At 67.2% G+C, this 18,865-nt stretch carries 15 protein-coding genes and 2 riboswitches; of the genes, 4 read left to right on the top strand and 11 right to left on the bottom strand.

Features of this window, described 5'->3' with window-relative positions; translation table 11 throughout:
* Window positions 1–97: 97 nt before the first annotated feature.
* Entirely contained in the window at window positions 98–1,375 is a 1,278-nt protein-coding gene (locus HNR11_RS05980; RefSeq protein ID WP_179441538.1) for an acyl-CoA dehydrogenase family protein, read from the bottom strand.
* 5 nt (window positions 1,376–1,380) lie between these two features.
* Window positions 1,381–1,467, bottom strand: a riboswitch (SAM riboswitch).
* A 250-nt stretch (window positions 1,468–1,717) separates the two neighbouring features.
* Window positions 1,718–1,804: riboswitch (SAM riboswitch) on the top strand.
* 8 nt (window positions 1,805–1,812) lie between these two features.
* Here HNR11_RS05980 and HNR11_RS05975 point away from each other — a divergent pair.
* From HNR11_RS05975 to HNR11_RS05960, 4 genes are read left to right on the top strand one after another with little or no spacing between them, the layout of a single operon-like run.
* Window positions 1,813–2,343, top strand: coding sequence for a flavin reductase family protein (locus HNR11_RS05975; RefSeq protein ID WP_179441537.1), 531 nt, complete (start codon window positions 1,813–1,815; stop codon window positions 2,341–2,343).
* A gap of 54 nt (window positions 2,344–2,397) precedes the next feature.
* A complete protein-coding gene (acs, locus tag HNR11_RS05970; protein WP_246310546.1) occupies window positions 2,398–4,422 on the top strand; it encodes an acetate--CoA ligase in 2,025 nt (674 codons plus the stop codon).
* Entirely contained in the window at window positions 4,419–5,726 is a 1,308-nt protein-coding gene (locus tag HNR11_RS05965; RefSeq protein ID WP_179441535.1) for an O-acetylhomoserine aminocarboxypropyltransferase/cysteine synthase family protein, read from the top strand. Before acs ends, HNR11_RS05965 begins: the two co-directional genes overlap by 4 nt.
* Entirely contained in the window at window positions 5,726–6,262 is a 537-nt protein-coding gene (locus HNR11_RS05960; RefSeq protein WP_083504686.1) for a CoA-binding protein, read from the top strand. The genes HNR11_RS05965 and HNR11_RS05960 overlap by 1 nt, the downstream gene beginning before the upstream one ends.
* Before the next feature lie 51 nt (window positions 6,263–6,313).
* Here HNR11_RS05960 and HNR11_RS05955 read toward each other — a convergent pair whose 3' ends face one another.
* The 10 genes from HNR11_RS05955 to HNR11_RS05910 form a co-directional block, all read right to left on the bottom strand.
* Window positions 6,314–6,958 (bottom strand): arsenate reductase/protein-tyrosine-phosphatase family protein, encoded by a 645-nt coding sequence (locus tag HNR11_RS05955; RefSeq protein ID WP_179441534.1) that lies wholly within the window; start codon window positions 6,956–6,958, stop codon window positions 6,314–6,316.
* A gap of 601 nt (window positions 6,959–7,559) precedes the next feature.
* Window positions 7,560–10,472, bottom strand: a complete 2,913-nt coding sequence (locus HNR11_RS05950) for a choice-of-anchor G family protein (protein ID WP_179441533.1) — start codon at window positions 10,470–10,472, stop codon at window positions 7,560–7,562.
* A gap of 460 nt (window positions 10,473–10,932) precedes the next feature.
* Window positions 10,933–12,222: an adenylosuccinate synthase gene (locus HNR11_RS05945; protein ID WP_179441532.1), complete on the bottom strand. Its 1,290-nt coding sequence runs from the start codon at window positions 12,220–12,222 to the stop codon at window positions 10,933–10,935.
* Window positions 12,223–12,341: 119 nt separating this feature from the next.
* Window positions 12,342–12,992, bottom strand: coding sequence for a thymidine kinase (locus HNR11_RS05940; protein WP_179441531.1), 651 nt, complete (start codon window positions 12,990–12,992; stop codon window positions 12,342–12,344).
* Window positions 12,993–13,027: 35 nt separating this feature from the next.
* The gene (locus HNR11_RS05935) at window positions 13,028–13,450 is read right to left on the bottom strand and encodes a DUF3151 domain-containing protein (RefSeq protein ID WP_179441530.1); all 423 of its coding nucleotides are present in this window, start codon (window positions 13,448–13,450) and stop codon (window positions 13,028–13,030) included.
* A gap of 91 nt (window positions 13,451–13,541) precedes the next feature.
* Complete coding sequence (gene phnE, locus HNR11_RS05930) at window positions 13,542–14,612, bottom strand: phosphonate ABC transporter, permease protein PhnE (protein ID WP_343050599.1); 1,071 nt, start codon at window positions 14,610–14,612, stop codon at window positions 13,542–13,544.
* Complete coding sequence (phnE, locus tag HNR11_RS05925) at window positions 14,609–15,673, bottom strand: phosphonate ABC transporter, permease protein PhnE (RefSeq protein WP_179441529.1); 1,065 nt, start codon at window positions 15,671–15,673, stop codon at window positions 14,609–14,611. The genes phnE (HNR11_RS05930) and phnE (HNR11_RS05925) overlap by 4 nt, the downstream gene beginning before the upstream one ends.
* A 3-nt stretch (window positions 15,674–15,676) precedes the next feature.
* Window positions 15,677–16,456: a phosphonate ABC transporter ATP-binding protein gene (phnC, locus tag HNR11_RS05920; RefSeq protein WP_179441528.1), complete on the bottom strand. Its 780-nt coding sequence runs from the start codon at window positions 16,454–16,456 to the stop codon at window positions 15,677–15,679.
* A 114-nt stretch (window positions 16,457–16,570) separates the two neighbouring features.
* Window positions 16,571–17,602, bottom strand: coding sequence for a phosphate/phosphite/phosphonate ABC transporter substrate-binding protein (phnD, locus tag HNR11_RS05915; RefSeq protein ID WP_179441527.1), 1,032 nt, complete (start codon window positions 17,600–17,602; stop codon window positions 16,571–16,573).
* A 286-nt stretch (window positions 17,603–17,888) separates the two neighbouring features.
* Window positions 17,889–18,731, bottom strand: a complete 843-nt coding sequence (locus HNR11_RS05910; protein WP_179441526.1) for an HAD family hydrolase — start codon at window positions 18,729–18,731, stop codon at window positions 17,889–17,891.
* Window positions 18,732–18,865 lie beyond the last annotated feature (134 nt).

The following is an 18,865-nucleotide window of genomic DNA, read 5'->3' as shown; positions in this document are numbered from 1 at the left end:
TCTGACGGAGTGGCGCGGCGGGCAGAGGCTGATCGGTGCCTGGGCGTGGGGGCCGCGCTCGAGGATCTACACCGGGCGCCGGACCAGGGAGGGCAGATCAGGCACCCGGTGTGACCTTCTCCGGTGCGCCTGGCGGGACCTCAGCCGAAGGCGTCTGCGCAGCGTCGGGCTCGCCGACGCTCCACAGCCTGACCGGTGCGGTGCCGTTGACCCGGTGGTCCCCCGCGATCCGAGCCTTATAGACCCAGGGGTTGTGGCTGGTGACAGTCCGCGCGTTGCGCCAGTGCCGGTCCAGGCTGCGCGACTGGCTTACCCCGGAGGCGCCCAGGACATCGAAGATCCGGGTGAGGGCCTCCAGCACGGGGCGGTGCAGCGCCACCTGGGCACGACCGGTGGCGAGCTCCACCGCATTGGCGGCCTCGATCTGGGCGTCCTCGGTGCTGCTCCGAGCGGCGAAGGCGGCATCCAAGCTCGCCGCGGTCGCGAGGACCTGCGCCCGCGCCAGCGCCGCCACCGCATCGATCTCTCCGACAGCCTGGAGCAGCTGTGGATCCGTGCGCGGAGTGCGGGTATTGGCGTGGGAGAAAGTCCGCGAGCGCTCATGCAGCAATGCCGCGGCATCGCGGGCGGCGGCCTCGGAGACCCCGGCGAGCACGATCAGCAGGAAGTGCTGGTAGAGCGCGGTCTGGTAGGGGAACCGATCGTTCAGTCCGCGCAACTCGGCCTCCTCTACCACGGCGTCACTCAGCCGAGCGGTGCCAGAACCGGTGGTGCGCTGACCGAAGCCGTCCCAGTCGTCGTCGATCTCCACCCCTGGCTGGTCCCGGCGCATCAGCACCGCAAGCTCGTGGCCCGCGGCGTCCCTGGCGGTGACATCGAGCCAATCCGCAAAGATCGCGCCGGTGGTGTAGTACTTCACCCCGTTGACCACGTGCCCGTCGGTGGACTCGCTGACCACAGTGCCGGACTGGTGGAAGCCGCCCTTGCCCGGCTCGGTCCAGGCGTTGCCGACCAGCTCCCCCGCCGCGATCCGCGCGAGCCAGCGCCGGACGAGGTCCCGGGCTTCGGGTGCGGCATCGGACTCGGCATCGGCCCGCCACAGCAGGTCCTCCTGCACTGCGAAGTGCCCCCGCAGCACCTGTGGGATGTTGCTGTCCTGGGCGGCGAGCTCCAGCAGGATCTCCGTGCTGGCCACCCAGTCCAGGCCGAATCCCCCGACCGAGCGCGGCAGACGCAGTCGACCGATGCCGGCCACGACGAGGTCACTGACCTCGCTGCGGGCCAGTTCACGGCTGCGCTCGCGGTCGAGGGCGCGCAGCCCGACACGGGCAATGGTCTCGCGCAGATCGTGGGGCACAGGCAGTTGAATGTTCATTCGATCCTCCATCGGTTCTGGCGTTAGCACCCGGCGTGTCCGGGTTGCTGCGACGTCGACGGGCCAGATCCCTCAGTCGCTCTGGATGGTGATGACGCTAAATATAGACGGCGCAGGGACGCACCCGTCAAGTCGCAACGACGCCGCACACCTGCGATCCGCCGCGGCGGCGACCATCAGGGAGGCGGTGCATATCGTTGAACGCTGTGCGCCCTGACAGCCGGGGGCGACAGTGTGTTCATCCGACACCCAGAGTCCTGCCCCACGATGCGGATGTCATCCGGCGTCTCACAGTGCGAGCAATTCTTGCTGGTCGGCGGAAGCCCGCGTAGCGTTGACCCGTCACCATCCCGAGCGGCTGAGAGATCTGGCTCAGAGACGCCGCAGCAACCCGGACACGCCGGGTGCTAACGCCAGGACCGATGGAGTTGATCTGCATGTCTGTTCCCGCACGCACCCTGGAAAACCCCACCGCCGCGTCCCGCGTTGATTCCTTCGCGCTGCGTCATGCCCTGGCGCAGTTCCCGCAGGGAATCGTCGCCGTGGGCGCCGAGGTGGACGGAGCACCCGAGGCGATCATCGCCTCCACCTTCACGGTGGGCGTCTCGCTCGACCCGCCGCTGGTCACCCTGGCGGTGCAGCACAACTCCTCCACCTGGCCGAAGCTTGAGCGCAGCGGAGGCGAACTGGGCATCTCGGTGCTGGGCCGCGACCAGAACGGACTGTGCCGACAGATCGCCTCGAAGGACCGGGCGAACCGCTTCACCGGAGTGGACTACCAGCTCCAGGGCTCGGCGCTGCTGCTCGACGGCGTCCCGATGTGGCTGCGCACCCGGATCTACGACCAGGTCCGCGCCGGGGACCACGACATCATCGTGCTCGAGATCCTGGACCTGGGCTTCACCGAGGGTGCTGCAGGGCTGGTCTTCCACCAGCACGAGTTCAAGACCCTGACCTCCCTGAGCTGAGCAGAAGGACCTTTGGTGACCCCACTTCCGAATACCCCGGTGCCCGCTGACCCGCTGAGCGCCGATGTGCACGCCTGGGCGGACCCGCAGAACGAGGACGAGCGCCTGGCCTTCTGGTCCGCGGCGGCGAACCTGTTGGACTGGGCCGCACCCTGGCACCAGACGCACTCCTGGACCCCACCGAACCCGGTCACCCGGCGCGGTCCGGAGATCGCCTGGTACCAGGGCGGGACTCTCAACGCGGCGGTGAACTGCGTGGACCGTCACGTCGCCGCCGGGCACGGCGAGCGGATCGCGCTGCACTTCGAGGGCGAGCCTGGGGACCGCGAGGACGTCAGCTACGCGGAGCTGGGCCGCCGGGTCAACCAGGCGGCGAACGCCCTGACCTCGATGGGCATCACCCGTGGCGACCGGGTGGTGATCTACCTGCCGGTGCTGGTGGAGACCATCGTGATCACCCTGGCCTGCGCCCGGATCGGCGCGGTGCACTCGCTGGTGTTCGGCGGATTCTCCGCCGAGGCGCTGAAGTTCCGGGTGGAGGACACCGGGGCGAAGCTGCTGGTCACCACAGATGGCCAGTTCCGCCGCGGCAAGGCCGTGCCGGTGAAGGCCAACGCTGATGCCGCCGTCGCCGAGGCGGGCGCTGCACACGGCGGCAACCTGGAACACGTCCTGGTGATCAACCGCACCGACTCGGACGTGGAGTGGACCCCCGGACGGGACCTCTGGTGGCACGAGGTGGTGGAGACCGCCTCCACCGAGCACACCCCGGAGTTCTTCGACGCCGAGACCGAGCTGTTCATCATGTACACCTCCGGGACCACCGGCAAGCCCAAGGGCCTGGTGCATACCACCGGGGGCTACCTCACCGGCGCGCTCTACACCTATCTGCGGCTCTTCGCCCACCCGGATCCGGCCCGGCGCACGCAGGACGTCCACTGGTGCACCGCCGACCTGGCCTGGGTCACCGCACACACCTATGAGATCTACGGGCCCCTGGCGGCCGGGGCCACCCAGGTGATCTTTGAAGGCACCCCGAACACCCCGCATGAGGGCCGGCACTTCGAGATCATCGAACGCCACAAGGTCACCACCTACTACACCGCGCCGACCCTGGTCCGCTCACTCATGGGCTGGTTCCCCGACGGCGTCCCGGCACACTATGACCTCTCCTCCATCCGGCTCGCCGGCACCGTGGGCGAGGCCGTGAACCCGGAGGCCTGGCACTGGATCCGCCGCGAGATCGGCCGGGACACCACCGACGACGCCGGCCAGCCTGCCCTGCCCATGGTGGACACCTGGTGGCAGTCCGAATCCGGGTCCACGGTGCTCTCCCCGCGCCCGGAAGATTCCAGGTTCAAGCCCGGAGCGGCGACCCGCGAGCTGCCCGGCTGGGGCGCCGCCGTCGTCGACGAGGCGGGCGACTCGGTGCCCAGCGGGGAGCAGGGAAACATCGTGCTCACCCACACCGGGCCCTCGATGGCGCGGACCGTCTGGGGAGACCCGGAACGCTACTTCAGCTCCTACTGGGAGAAGTACGCGCAGCAGGGCTGGTTCCTCGCCGGGGACGGGGCGCGGAAGGACGCCGACGGGGACATCTGGATCCTGGGCCGGATCGATGACGTCATCAACATCTCCGGTCACCGACTCTCCACCATCGAGATCGAATCCGCGCTGGTCTCCCACCCGGACGTGGTCGAGGCCGGGGTCTGCCCGGTCTTCGACCCCATGACCGGACACGCAGCCGTCGCCTTCACCGTGCTGACCACCGCCGCACAACAGCGTCTGGACTCCGCCGGAGGCACGGGCAGTGAGTCCGAGGCGGAGCTGCTGCGCGTGCTGCGCCACCACGTGGGCGAGGTGATCGGCCCGGTCGCGAAGCCGCGCACCGTCATCCCGGTTCCGGAGGTCCCCAAGACCCGCTCCGGGAAGATCATGCGCCGGCTGCTGACCCAGCTCCATGACGGGGAGACCCTGGGAGACACCACGAGCCTGCAGAATGAACCCTGTGTCCCGAGAATCGAAGAGATCTGCCAACGGCGCGGAACCGCGCCGAGGAGAGAAGAGGTAGCTACATGAGCGATCGCCAGTTCGGCTTCCGCACCCGCGCCCTGCACGCCGGGGCCGTCCCCGATGCCGTCTATGGATCGCGTGCCGTGCCCATCCACCAGTCCACCTCCTTCGTGTTCAAGGACACCGACGACGCCGCGAACCTCTTCGCGCTGCAGAAGTACGGGAACATCTACTCCCGGATCGGCAACCCCACGGTCTCGGCGCTGGAGGAGCGGGTAGCCTCCCTGGAGGGCGGCATCGGTGCGGTGGCCACCGCCTCCGGGATGAGCGCCGAGTTCCTGGTCTTCGCCGCGCTCTGCGGATCCGGGGACCACATCGTGGCCAGCTCCAAGCTCTACGGCGGCACCATCACCCAGCTCGACGTCACGCTGCGCCGGTTCGGGATCGAGACCACCTTCGTGGACTCCCTGGAGCCGGCGGACTACGAGGCCGCGATGCAGGAGAACACCAAGGTTCTCTACACCGAGGTGGTCGCGAACCCCAGCTCGGACATCGCTGACCTGCGCGGACTCTCCGAGGTCGCGCATAAGCACGGCGTGCCGCTGGTGGTGGACTCAACCTTGACCACCCCGTACCTGATCCGTCCCTTCGAACACGGCGCGGACATCGTGATCCACTCGGTCACCAAGTTCATGGGCGGCCACGGCACCACGCTGGGCGGGGTGGTCGTGGAGTCCGGGACGTTCCCCTGGGACAACGGGAACTTCCCTGCGATGACCGAACCGGTGGCCTCCTACGGCGGGCTCTCCTGGTGGGGCAACTTCGGGGAGTACGGGTTCCTGACCAAGCTGCGCGCCGAGCAGCTGCGCGACATCGGGCCCTCGCTGGGCCCGCAGGCGGCGTTCAACCTGATCCAGGGCATCGAGACGCTGCCGCAGCGGATCGATGAGCATGTGGCCAATGCCCAGAAGGTCGCAGAGTGGCTCGAGGCCGATGACCGCGTGGACTACGTGAACTACGCCGGGCTGCCCTCCCATGCCGATCACGACCGGGCCAAGGAGATGCTGCCCAAGGGCGTCGGTTCGGTGTTCAGCTTCGGGATCCGCGGGGGCCGCGAGGCCGGGGCCCGGTTCATCGAGTCTCTGCAGCTGGCCAGCCACCTGGCCAATGTGGGAGATGTGCGCACCCTGATCCTGCATCCGGGATCCACCACCCACCAGCAGCTCTCCCCGGAGCAGATGAGCGCGGCCGGGATCCCGGAGGATCTGATCCGCATCTCGGTGGGGATCGAGGATGTGGATGACATCATCTGGGACCTTGACCAGGCGCTGGAGACGGCGCTGAGCACCGCAGTCGAAGGAGACAAGTGATGAGCGAGCAGACATTGCAGCACGACGACGACGCCACGGCCGAACATCCCCATGGGCGCTGGGAGGCGCCGTCGCCCTCCCGCCGGCTGCAGCTGCTGCGCAGCGCGAAGTCTGTGGCGATCGTGGGCATGTCGGACAAGCCAGCCCGGGCCAGCTACTTCGTAGCCACCTATCTGCTGAGCTCTTCGAGCTACACGGTCTACTTCGTGAACCCGCGGCTCAAGGAGGTGCTGGGTCAGCCGGTCTACGCCTCGTTGAAGGACCTCCCGGAGGTCCCCGACATCGTGGACATCTTCCGTCGCGCCGAGGACGTCCCCGGGATCGCGGAGGAGGCGGCTGAGATCGGCGCGAAGACCATCTGGGCGCAGCTGGGGATCGAATCCGAGTCAGCCATGCAGCTGGCCCAGGACGCGGGGCTCAACGCGGTGCAGAACCGTTGCATCAAGATCGAGCACGGCCGCTTCCACGGCAACCTGCACCTCTCAGGCTTCAACACCGGCGTCATCTCCGCGAAGCGGCAGATCCTGGACCACTGAGCGTGCGCGGCCCGGGCACACCGGCCCCGGCGCACCGGCCGCGGGGTGTGGCTATCTGGCCACGCCCCGGGTGAGTGCGTGCAGGGACCGATGGATCCCAGCGATGGCCGCACGGACCTGTTCCGCGGATTCCCGGTAGATCTTGGGGCTGCGCTGGTAGGGATCGACCACGTCGACGGTCTCCGGGTCTCGGGGTGGGATCATCCCGCGCTGGGCGGCGACTCGTTCCACCCCTCGGCGCAGCTGGTCTGCCAGTTCCGCCGGCGCGCCGACCGGCTGCAGGGACTCAGGCTGTCGGCCAGAGGCTTCTCGGAGGCCTTGAAGGAGGTCGACGAACTCGGTCAGCAGAAACGTCCTCCGCGAGGCCCGCGGCACCGAGCGCACCACGGCGCTGCGGTGTTCCCGCGCCATGCAGAGCACCAGGTCGGCGTCCTCGATCATCGCCGTGTCCAGCTGCCTGGCGGTGTGCTCGGTGGCCGCGGCACCGAACTTGCTGGACAGCGCAGCCGCGGGTTCGTCCATGGGCGAGCCCACCAGGGCTCGGGTCCCCGCGCTGGTGATACGCACCGTGGAGCGCCAGGGTTCTCCGGCCTGTTCGGCCTCGGCCTGGAGCAGCTGTGCGGCCTGGGGAGAGCGACAGACGTTCCCGGTGCAGACCACCAAGATGTTGAAGGTGCTGGCAGCCTCGGTCCTCATCTGGGCTCACGCCTTCTCGGAGCCCGCGGGTGACGGTGATGTTCCATTGAGAGACCCCTCTTCATAGAAACAAGCGCGTGTGAATCAGATTACGGTGCAGACTTCACATCGAATAGAGGTCTTCGCGAAAAAGAGTGGAGTCAGTGTGAAGAATCTCTGATCGCCACTGCGCCAGGTTTTTCCCGTCCCTTGGCCCTTGAGAGACAGATCATCTGCAGAAGCAGCGCGAGGCCGAGCACGAGCGCCCACCAGGGCAGCGGGAGGCACTGAGGTCCCTGAGGATCCGCAACCGCGCCATCACCTCCCCCGCGCCACCGACGTGGAGGTCTTGATAGTCATCGCCTCTAGTCACGCCGATGCCGTTCTCCTGCGCCGCCTCGGTGGAGAACGGATCGATGATCCCGGCGCCGGAGGAGAATTCTCGGTTGTACTGCGCCGCGCACGGCGCCTGGCCATCAACAGCGGGGGCGGCCCCACCTGATGGTGGGGCCGCCCCTGGCACTGCGCTGCCCGCCATCAGGCGGCGCGGGATCGCCCTAGACCGTGCGCTCAGTCCACGCCGTCACGGCGTGCTGACGTGGACTGGCGTCGCTGCGCGGTGTCACTCTCCCTCCGCGAGACGGCGATGACGGGAGACCATGTAGAGGCCCGCGCCGAGCAAGGTGAGCACGAGCGCGATCACCCCGAAGGTCGCCACTGTGGCGCCTGTGGCGGCAAGCCCACCGGATCGATCAGACCCGTCACCGGCTCCTGCCGGGGTGGCATCGCCGTCACCGTCTCGGACGCCGCCAGCACCATCCCGGTCCAGGACATCGAGGATGCCGCTGCCCGCGTTGCCGGCGTCATCGGTTGCGGTGACGACAAGCTGACCTGGGGACAGGTCAGCTGGGAGCGTCCAGTCCACGACGAACGATCCATCGTCACCGACCTGAACATCGTCGATGGTCCCGACGGTGTTGCCACCCTCGTCCACGATCTCGATGATCACCGTGCCTCCCGGGGTGAAGTCATCACCCTCGATGGTCACGGTCTCGCTCGGTTCGGCAGCGTCCGGATCGATGGAGACCCCTGGATCGAGGGCCCCATCGTCGTCGCCGCCAGCACCGTTGTCGCCATCGGCCCCGTTGTCACCGTCGGGCCCGTCGTCGCCGTCAGGCCCGGTGCCGTCAACGATGACGAGGATCGCCTCGGCACTGTTTCCTTCATCGTCCTCAGCAATGATGGTGAGATCCCCCGGATCGGTGCCCTCGGGCACCGTCCAGTCCTGGCTGAACTCGCCGTCCTCATCGACCTGGACATCTTCAATCGTGCCGATGACGTCGCCGTCCTCATCGGTGATGACGATGTCCACAGTCGAGCCGGGCACGAAGTCATCACCCTCGATGGTGACTTCGTCACCGGGCGCTGCGCTGTCAGGCTCGACGCCCAACGAGGGGTCCACCTCGGCTTCGTCGGCATCATCATCATCGTCGTCTCCGTCTTCACCCGGAGCGAGAACCACCAGACCAGCCGTGGCCGGAGTCTGCGACTGCGCACCCTCCGCCGTGACCTGAACATCACCGGTCGGGTAATCCCCCGGCACCGGCAGATCCACCTCAAACTCACCCTCAGTGTTCGTCGTGGTCTCCACCGCCACCGGATCACCACCATCAACACCCGGGATGCTCACCGTCACCGACTCCTCAGGAGCAAACCCCTCACCGGTGACAGTCGTGGAAGAGCCCTGCTCCACCTCGGAAGGCGCCACACCGATCGCGGTATCAAACTCCCCCGCGTCGGCATCATCATCATCATCGTCGTCTCCGTCTTCACCCGGAGCGAGAACCACCAGACCAGCCGTGGCCGGAGTCTGCGACTGCGCACCCTCCGCCGTGACCTGAACATCACCGGTCGGGTAATCCCCCGGCACCGGCAGATCCACCTCAAACTCACCCTCAGCGTTCGTCGTGGTCTCCACCGCCACCGGATCACCACCATCAACACCCGGGATGCTCACCGTCACCGACTCCTCAGGAGCAAACCCCTCACCGGTGACAGTCGTGGAAGAGCCCTGCTCCACCTCGGAAGGCTGCACACCGATCGAAGGTCCAATGGCTGGAACGTCTGTTCCGCGCACGGTGGAGGAAGCCAGGTTGACCGTGGCCAGCGGCGCCGCAGGCAGCACCCCTATCTGGAGGGCGCGGACCGTGGTCGAAGCCCCACCCAGGTCCCCGGTGGCGGGCTGGACGTTGACTGTGACGGCGACGAGCTCGTTCACCAGGGTGAGAACCGGTCCCACCACCTCGGCGGCCAGCGAACCGGTGATCTCGTCGAGGGTGTCCTCGGCATCGATGACCCCATCGACTGCTGACCCGAGGCTGCCGGTCACGGCGTTGACGATCGAGTTCAGGAGGTCATCGGGGCTGCCCAGCCCAAGAGCTGACACGAGTTCCTCGACGAGGCCCTCCTGGTCATCCGCGAAGACCGCGGTGGCCTCGCCTGCCAGCAGCTCCTGGACCGTGGCATCAAGGGTGACCGCGATCTCGCCGATGAGCAGAGCGTCAATGGTGACATCGACGTCGACGCTCGCTGCCTGGATCGCGTTCTCAAGATTCGCCACCACGGGGGAGACCGCGTCGGTCACCGCCTGGGTGATGCCGTCCGCGATCGCCGCGGTCACTCCAGCGCTCAGCAGAGGCGAATTCGGCCCCAGGTTGTTCAGGTCGGGCAGCTCGGGGTTGGCCGCGAGCAGCGCCGCGAGATCCACGGTGACCGCGCCGCTGGTCAGATCCACGGTCACGCCGCTGCTGGTGCCGATGACCTCAGCCGGGAGCACCTCGGAGAGATCTGGCGGAACCACGGTCACTTCGCTGTCGAGCGTCGCAACGCCACCCAGCTCGACGCTGGCCAGCCCGCCGGAGATGGACTCCGAGAGGCCCGCGACATCAGTCTGAAGCTCTTCCACGGTGGTCTGCAGATCCCCATAGATTGCTCCCACCAGCGGGCTGGAGAAGTTCAGCGTCGCGCCGGCGACGTCATAGTCGGTGGTGGCCGCACCACCGTCGATCTGCTCAGCGCTGGATGAGACAGCTCCGAGGTTCAGGCTCAGCGCGCTGAGGATGCTCTCCGCCTCGGTCCCGGTGAGCAGCGGGGTCAGGTTCAGGTCCGCGTTGGCCGGGAAACCTCCCGAACCACCCACCGAGATCGCCCCCTGATCGCTGACGGCGCCAGCCGCTGCTCGGGCATCGCCTTCATCGGTGGCTTCACCGAACTGGTTCACCGTGCCCAGCTGCAGAATTCCGTTGGGACCCAGCAACTGCAATGAACCGCCCAGGTCCACACCGACCGAGTTCAGCAGCTCTGCGCTCAGCGGGTTGGCCGAGACAGGGTTGGTGCCGCTCGGATTCTCCGCATAGGCACCCTGGAGCTCAACGATGGCGTCCAGATTCAGTCCCGCCGCGTCTCCACCGAGGAACTGGCCGAGACCCTCGGATACGTCCTCCGGCGCAGCGCTGGCGGGCACTGTCCCTGCCATGGTGAGCCCCGCGGCGAGTGCCAGACTGGAGGCGTAGGCGGTCCAACGTCGCCAGGGCGCCCGGTGGCCGGGCGGTCTGGGCCTGGGTTCTTGTCTTAGTGCGTCCCTCATACGGGATCCCCTCTGCTAGGTTTCCCCGCCCCGTAAATACCCTCTCGGCGCTTCATGCGTGACCAGATACGGCCATTGCTGCATCAAGACGAGGCGAGTGAATGCTTTATACCCTCTGACGTTGTTGAACAAAATGGATTCCTCATCAATCCACTGTTGCCCATCCAAACCATTCAACAGAGTGCCCGTCAAGTGATAACTGAATATTTCTGAAAATAATTAATGTCATTCATATGTTGCGCGTCGACACTCGCCGGCATCAGAGCGCAAAAAAGGCGCTGGGCTGGTGAACATGTTCACCAGCCCAGCGCCCTAACGCCAGCACCCTAAGGGGGCGCCGCTGCGAGCCTCAGTCCTCGATGAGGTCGTGGATCGCGATCGTCTGATCGCGTCCCGGTCCTACGCCGACGCCGGAGATCCGGCAGCCGCTGAGCTTCTCGAGTGCGAGCACGTAGTTTCGCGCATTCTCCGGAAGGTCTTCGAGCGTCCGGGCACCGGAGATGTCCTCGGTCCAGCCGGGGTAGTTCTCGAAGACCGGCTTCGCGTGGTGGAACTCGGTCTGGGTCATCGGCATCTCGTCGTGGCGCACGCCGTCGACCTCATAGGCCACGCAGACCGGGATCTCCTCGATCCCGGTGAGCACGTCGAGCTTGGTGAGGAAGAAATCGGTGAAACCGTTGATCCGGGAGGCGTAGCGCGCCATCACGGCGTCGTACCAGCCGCAGCGCCGCGGACGCCCGGTGTTGACCCCGAACTCCCCGCCGGTCTTCTGCAGGTACTCCCCCCACTCATCGAAGAGCTCGGTCGGGAATGGGCCGGCACCGACGCGAGTGGTGTAGGCCTTCACGATGCCGATCGAGCGCTTGATCCGGGTCGGGCCGATGCCGGAGCCGACGGACGCGCCGCCCGCCGTCGGGTTCGACGAGGTCACAAACGGGTAGGTGCCGTGGTCCACGTCGAGGTAGGTCGCCTGGCCGCCCTCCATCAGGACCACTTCGTCCCGATCCAGCGCGTCGTTGAGCAGGATGGTGGTGTCCACGACCATGGGCCGCAGCCGCTCGGCGAAGTCCAGGAAGTACTCAGCGATCTCATCAACGGCGATCGCGCGGCGGTTGTAGAGCTTCACCAGCAGCTCGTTCTTCTGCCGGAGCGCGCCCTCGATCTTCTGCCGCAGGATGGATTCATCGAAGATGTCCTGGACTCGGATACCGAGGCGGGCAACCTTGTCCATATAGGTGGGCCCGATGCCGCGACCGGTGGTGCCGATGGCGCGTTTGCCCAGGAATCGCTCGGTGACCTTGTCCATGGTCTGGTGATATGGCGCCACCAGGTGGGCGTTCGCCGAGATCTTCAGCCTGGAGGTGTCCGCGCCGCGGGCTTCGAGGCCGTCGATCTCGTGGAAGAGCGCCTCGAGGTTCACGACGACGCCGTTGCCGATCACCGGGACGGCATTCGGGGAGAGGATGCCGGCGGGAAGGAGCTTGAGCTCGAACTTCTCACCGCCGACGACGACGGTGTGGCCTGCGTTGTTGCCGCCATTGGGCTTCACCACATAGTCGACTCGTGAACCGAGCAGGTCCGTGGCTTTGCCCTTACCTTCGTCGCCCCATTGGGCTCCGACGATCACAATGGCCGGCATGGCAGTCCTTTCCCGAGCTGAGCTGGTCTGGGAGCACCCGCAGCAGCAAAGGCGTCCCTGTAGATCCTACCAACGTCAACCAATACGGGGATTGGTCCTGACATTCTCGGCGGCGCCACTCAGCCCAGCCGGCCGCCGGAGGCCTGGAGATAGCAGGCGGCACAGAGGGACTCATACCAGATGTCGGTTCCGTCGATCGCCACCTGATCACCATCGAAGATGATCGCCTCCCCTGCCCGGCGCGTGTTGAACACCGCCTTGCGCCCGCAGCGGCAGATGGTCTTGAGCTCCTCGAGTGCGTGCGCGAGGTCCATCAGCCGGGCCGAGCCGGGGAACGCCACCGTGCGAAAATCTGTGCGGATGCCATAGGCCAGGACGGGCACGTCGTCGAGCACGGCGATGCGCAGCAGGTCCTCCACCTGGGCCGGGGTGAGGAACTGGGCCTCATCGACCAGCAGGCAGGCCACTGGCTTGATCTGCCGGTTCAGCGCCCCGGATTCGGCTTCCATGTCATCGAGCAGCGTTCCCGGAGTGGTCCCGGCCGCATGCTGTGCCACCAGTTCGCGCAGCGCAGCCTGCGGCGGGATCAGGAAGTCGACATTGCGGGCCACTCCCAGGCGGGAGACGATCTCATCCTCGCCCTTGGTGTCGACCTGAGGCTTTGCCAGCAGCACCCGCTGGCCGCGTTCCTCGTAGTTGAACGCGGCCTGCAGCAGCCCGGTGGACTTGCCCGAGTTCATGGCGCCGTAGCGGAAGTAGAGCTTAGCCATCGAGGGGACAACCCTTCAGCGTGGGCACCGCAGGGTCAGCGAATTCGACTGATCGCCTCGGGTGCTGAGGGGTCGCAGTCGCGCAGCAGCGTGGTGATGCGCTCCACCTCGGCGGTCTCGCCGATCGCGGCGGCTGCCTGGCCCAGGGCGCCTAGGGCGCGCAGGAAGCCGCGGTTGGGCTCATGGCTCCACGGCACGGGCCCGGCGCCGCGCCAGCCGGAGCGACGCAGAGTATCGAGGCCTCGGTGATAGCCGACCCGGGCGTAGGCGTAGCCCTCCACGGTGTAACCCTGATCCAGGGCGTCCTCCGCGAGCAGCGCCCAGACCAGTGAGGACTCCGGGTGCTTCGCCGCGAGATCCACGGGCTCCTCGCCGGTGGCGAGGGATTCGGAGACTTCGGGCTCGGCCGGGAGCAGCGTGGGCTCCGGCTCCATCAAATTTTGACCAACGATGCTCATGGGCACATCCTACTGCCAAGATTCCTGTACGAAATTCGCCGTCCGCGGCGGCCCTCACGGGCTCCTCCGGTTCCATCAGCGAGGATCTCAGTCAGAGCCCGGCGGCGGCCCGAGTCGACTTCGGGGCCGGGTCCTTCTCGACCGATGTGCCGGCCTGGGAGGCGGGGCCCGGGCCGGGACCGGGGGCGCCGCCGTCGTCCTCCTGGGGCTCTCCCCCACCGTGGCGGACCGTGGGGCCATGGATCACGCGGTGCCGGATGAACGCGGAGATCTGATCCACCACCATGGTCACCAAGATGATCACGACCAGCACGATGCCGATCCGGTCCCAGTCGCGGGCGCCGAAGACCGTGGAGAGCAGCGAGCCGATGCCGCCGGCACCCAGCACACCGAGGATCGCGGAGGCGCGGATGTTGACCTCGAAGCGGTAGAGCCAGATCGCGATGACCTCCGGCATCACCTGGGGCAGCACCGCCCAGCGGATCAGCTGCAGGTGATTGCTGCCCGAGGCCCGGGAGGACTCCAGGGGACCGCCGTCGACCGCTTCGATGGCCTCGGAGATCAGCTTCGAGAGCGTGCCGATGGAGCTGATGCCCAGCGCCATGGCCCCGGCCAGGGCTCCACCGCCGCCGGAGCCGAAACCGAAGAGCGGGAGCATGATCGCGATGGCGAAGATGATCTCGGGCACCGCACGGATCACCGAGAGGATGAAGCGGACCACGACGTAGACCGGCAGCGGGGACATGTTCCGCGCCGCCATGAAGCCCAGCGGCAGGGAGAACAGCGCGCCGACCATGGTGCCGACCCAGGCGATCGCCACGGATTCGAACATCGCGTCAAAGGACTGGCTCCAGTAGCCGGCCACGGTCTCATCCGGGATCTGGAAGACCCCGGCAGCCATGAGCTGGCCGTATCGGATGATGCTCGCCGGCAGGTCCAGCAGCGCGCGGGCGTCCATGCCGGTGCCGTAGATCGCGGCGATGAAGATGATGCCCACCGCCAGCATCCCGGCGTTGTAGCCGAGCCTGGAGGGTCGCACGGGGCGCCGGTCCAGCGCGTCCGGGGCGAAGCGCGGCTGGCCTGGTTCCGAGTTCTGGGCGGGCTGCTGGTGCTCGGGGCGCGAGGCGCTGCCCGGCCCGGCGTTGATCGGTCTCTTGTTCACAGCAGCTTCCTCCGGATGTACATGGAGAACATGTCGACCAGCAGCACCACGACGATCAGCGCGATCAGGATGGCGGCGACGTTCTCGAAGGCGAAGCGGTTCAGCTGCAGCATCATGGCCGAGCCGATGCCGCCCACTCCGACGATGCCCAGCGCTGCCGAGGCGCGGATGTTCAGCTCGAAGACGTAGAGCCCGTAGGACACGAAGCCCGGCAGCACCTGGGGCAGGATCGCGAGCCGGTTGCGCTGAGTCAGGTTCGCACCGGCGGCGTCGGCCGCTTCCACCGGTCCGGGGTTCACCGAGTCGATGGTCTCACTCAGCAGCTTGGCCACGATTCCGATGTTGAACATCAGCAGCGCCAGGACCCCGGCCATCGGGCCCAGCCCGTGGGCAGTGCCGCCGATGAAGGCCACGAAGAGCAGCGCCCAGCCGACGTCCGGGATGGAGCGCACCACCGAGTTCACGGCCTTGATCGCCTGCGAGACTCCCTTGTTCGGGCTGGAGACCGGGGAGGCGAACATGGCCAGCACCAGTCCGATGGCGCAGCCGACCAGCGTGGCCACCACGGCCATCGACATCGTGATCAGCCACTGGTCCCGAACCGTCCAGATGTAGCTCCAGTTCGGGTCCAGGAAGGCCATCAGGCGGGGCTCGACGTTGGACCAGCGGCTGGGGATCTCCAACAGCGTGAAGTTCACCGTGGAACCGGCCCAATAGCTCATGATGATGAAGGCCAGCACCCCGAAGGCGCCCATGGTGCCGACCTTGGCCTTGAAGCACAAGGCCAGCGTCAGCAGCATCACGGCCAGCCCGATCACCGGGTACAGCGGCGCCCAGAGCGTCACGAAGCCCAACGGGATCAGCAGGACGCTCCCGGAATCCCGTGTGGCCCAGAAGAAGATGAAGGCGAGGACGGCGAGCCCGACCAGCCCGAGGTAGACCAGCCCGCTGGGTCTGGGCGCCTCGGGGCGCGCAGTCGCAACTGGAATCGCGGGTGCGTGACTTTCCGGGGATCGGTGGTCCTCGGTGGGGGTGGAGGGTGCGGCGGAGGCGGTGGCCACGCGTCAGCCCTGGGCCGCCGCGGCGCTGGCCACATCTTCGGCGGTCAGCGAGCGCTGGTAGACCTCTTCGATGACCTCATCGGTGGCCTCCTCCACGGGACCGTCGAAGACCACCTCGCCGGCGCGCATCCCGATGATCCGGTCTGCGTAGCTGCGGGCCAGATCCAGGTGGTGCATGTTCACGATGGTGGTGATGCCCAGCTCCTGCTGGATCCGGCGCAGATCCCGCATCACCTTGTGCGCGGTCGGCGGGTCCAGGGAGGCGACCGGCTCGTCGGCCAGGATCACCTCGGGGTCCTGGGCCAGCACGCGGGCGATGGCCACGCGCTGCTGCTGTCCGCCCGAGAGTGAGGAAGCACGGGTATACGCCTTGTCCACGATCCCGACGCGTTCCAGAGACTGGAACGCCAGCTCCTTGTCCTCGGCCCGGTACCAGCCCAGCAGAGACCGCCAGGTGGGCGTCTCCGCAGAGCGACCGACCAGCACGTTGTTCAGCACGGAGACCCTGGTGACCAAGTTGAAGGACTGGAAGATCATCCCCACCCGGGAGCGCAGCCGGCGCAGCTTGGCCTTGCTGCGCGGGTCCACGACCTCCTCGCCGACTCTCAGCGTGCCCGAGGTGAACGGGACCAGCCCGTTGACCGTGCGGATCAGCGTGGACTTGCCCGCGCCGGAGAGCCCCACGATGGCCACGAACTCGCCCTTGTTGATCTGCAGGTTGACGTTGCTCAGCCCCTTGAAGCCATTGGGGTAGACAACGTCGATGTTCTCGAATGTGATCATGATCTGGTGTCCTAGCCGGGTCCGGGTGCGCAGCTCACGCCTCAAGCGTAAGAGCTGCGCACCCGGACTGCCGACGGAATGCGGACTATTTCCTCTCCGAAGGGGAGTTAGAGGTCACTCGTCGCCGAAGTCGTTGTAGACCTGGCGAGCCCCGTCGAGTGCTTCCTGATCAGCTTCGACCATGCCCTCGATCTCGTAGACCTCGTCGAGGGCGGCCAGGCCGTCCTCGTCCTCTGCCACGGCGAGCCAGGCATCGGTGAGCACCTGCTGCTCCTCTTCGGAGAACTCGGAGGAGACCACGATGCCGTCGTTCGGGATCGGGCCGGCCCAGGCGAAGACCACGACCTCTTCACCCACGTCGGGGTTCTCTTCCACGACGTTGCCGCGGGCATCGTCGAAGGAGGTGCCGATGGTCGCATTGTCGTTGTAGACGTTGAGCACGGAGTTGTCGTGGCTGCCCGCGAACTGCTCGTCGATATCGCCCTCACCGGGGGCGAAGCCGAGCAGGTCGTTGAGCTGGGTGGCCGGGTAGTAGTAGCCCGAGGCCGAGCCCTGGTCCACGTAGGAGACCGTGGTGCCCTGTTCGATCAGCTCGAGGGCTTCCTCGCCGACGGCGCCTGGCTCGGCCTCATCGGTGCCGTTGCAGAACAGCATGGTGTTGCCGTCATCGTCGGGGACGTCGACGGGCTCATCCATGCAGTAGGTGTCCGGGTCGTTGGTGAACCACTGGGTCACGTAGACGTCGGAGCCGTAGCGGACCGACTGGGTGATCGGCACGGCGTCGGCCTGTTCCTCGGCCTGGATCATGCCCACGGGGCCTGACATGACGACCTGAGCATCCCCGGTCTGCATCGCGGTGATGGCCCCGAGGTAGTCCTGAGTCTCTTCTGCTCGGACCGGGAAGCCGTCGAGGGCGTCACTGAGCGCCTCGGCCAGCGGCTCGGCGCTCTCGACGATGTTGTCGATGTCGTTGGAGGGGACGAGGGCGATCACGATCTCGTCGACGCTGCTGATGCCAGCGCCCTCGGAGTCACCGGCTTCGGCCTCCTCGTCTCCGCCGGTCCCGCCCTCTTCGGCCACACAGCCGGCCATGGTCAGCGTCAGCACGCTCGCCAGAGCGAACGTGGACAGAGTCTTCTTACGCATAGGGATATTTCCTCTTCATCAAGGTGCAGGGCGGCCCCGGTGCTGCGTCCCGCCACACCTCAAGTGCGACGAATTCCGGAGAGTCCCGCGCTCGGCCACCAGCGCCGAAGCGCCATCCTCGCGGCTGACCTCGCGCGATTCCACGATTCACTGTAAGGCGCGCATTCTGCGCCCTCCAACCTGGAACCGGTCCGTTGGACAACCTGTCACGCACTGTTAACACAGCAGCATTCTTGCTGTGACGCAGATTACATGATGAACAGGGTGCGCCGAGCAGACGTGCGGCTCAGACCGTGGCCGGGCTGTGCGTCCAGGCGTCGAGAACCTCCGGCAGGGCCGCGAAGTCCTGCACCCGGTGATCCGGGGCGCCCAGGCCGGTGCCGAACCGGTCGATCAGCACGGTTCTGCCACCGAGATAGTGGACATGCTCGAGGTCGTTGGCCCAGATGTCACCCACGGAGAGCACCTGCTCCGGGGGGATCAGGTGCGCGGCGGCGGCACCGTTCTCAGCGGCGGCCCCACCGGCGGCCCGGGCCCGCTCGAGTGCCGCAGGCATGCCGAGGGGCTTGCGGGCATCGTTGATGACCAGGTCAAAGGCGTCACTGAGCCCCAGGGCCTGCAGCCAGGGCGCAAACGCGTCCGCCGGTGAGTTCGTCACCAGCACGACGACGGCGCGCCGCCTGGCCTCGGCGAGCAGCTCCTGCGCCCCAGCAGGGGCGTGCACATCGGTGTTCTGGAGCCCGTGGGCCAGCAGGTCCTGGCGTGCCGCGCGGAAGGCGCGCCCGGAGTCGACGTCGCTCAGCCCGGCTTGGCGTGCGAGCAGCTGGACCAGCTGGTAGCCGTCCTGCAGCGGCCAGGACACCGGGTGTGCCTTGGCGTCGTCGTGGGTGGCCTCGCTGCCCACGGTGAGCGGGGCGCCGGCGTCGTCGTAGGTGATCTCTGGAACCAGCAGAGAGTTCTCCGCGAAGGCGCGCGTGATGACCTCGTGGACGCTGCTGCCGGTGGAGCTGCCGGCGTGGCCGCGCTCCGCGAGCAGCGCATCGACACGGTCGGCGTAGAAGAGGACCGGGGCGTCACCGAGGCAGAGCGTGCCGTCGAAATCGAGCAGGAGCAGCTTCTCGCGGGTCATACACATCGCTTTCTGCTGGGGTCAGCATGCATGGGGGCGGCATACATGAGGGCAGCATGCGGGGATCGGAGGGCGGGACGCCCGGGTGGGACGACTGGCGGCACCCGTGCGGGGAGGCAAGGGTCTCCCCGCAC

It is taken from the genome of Nesterenkonia sandarakina, from assembly GCF_013410215.1.
Classification (GTDB): domain Bacteria; phylum Actinomycetota; class Actinomycetes; order Actinomycetales; family Micrococcaceae; genus Nesterenkonia; species Nesterenkonia sandarakina.
The sequence above is the reverse complement of the archived record's forward strand: the minus strand, read 5'-3'. Positions and strand labels throughout refer to the sequence as shown.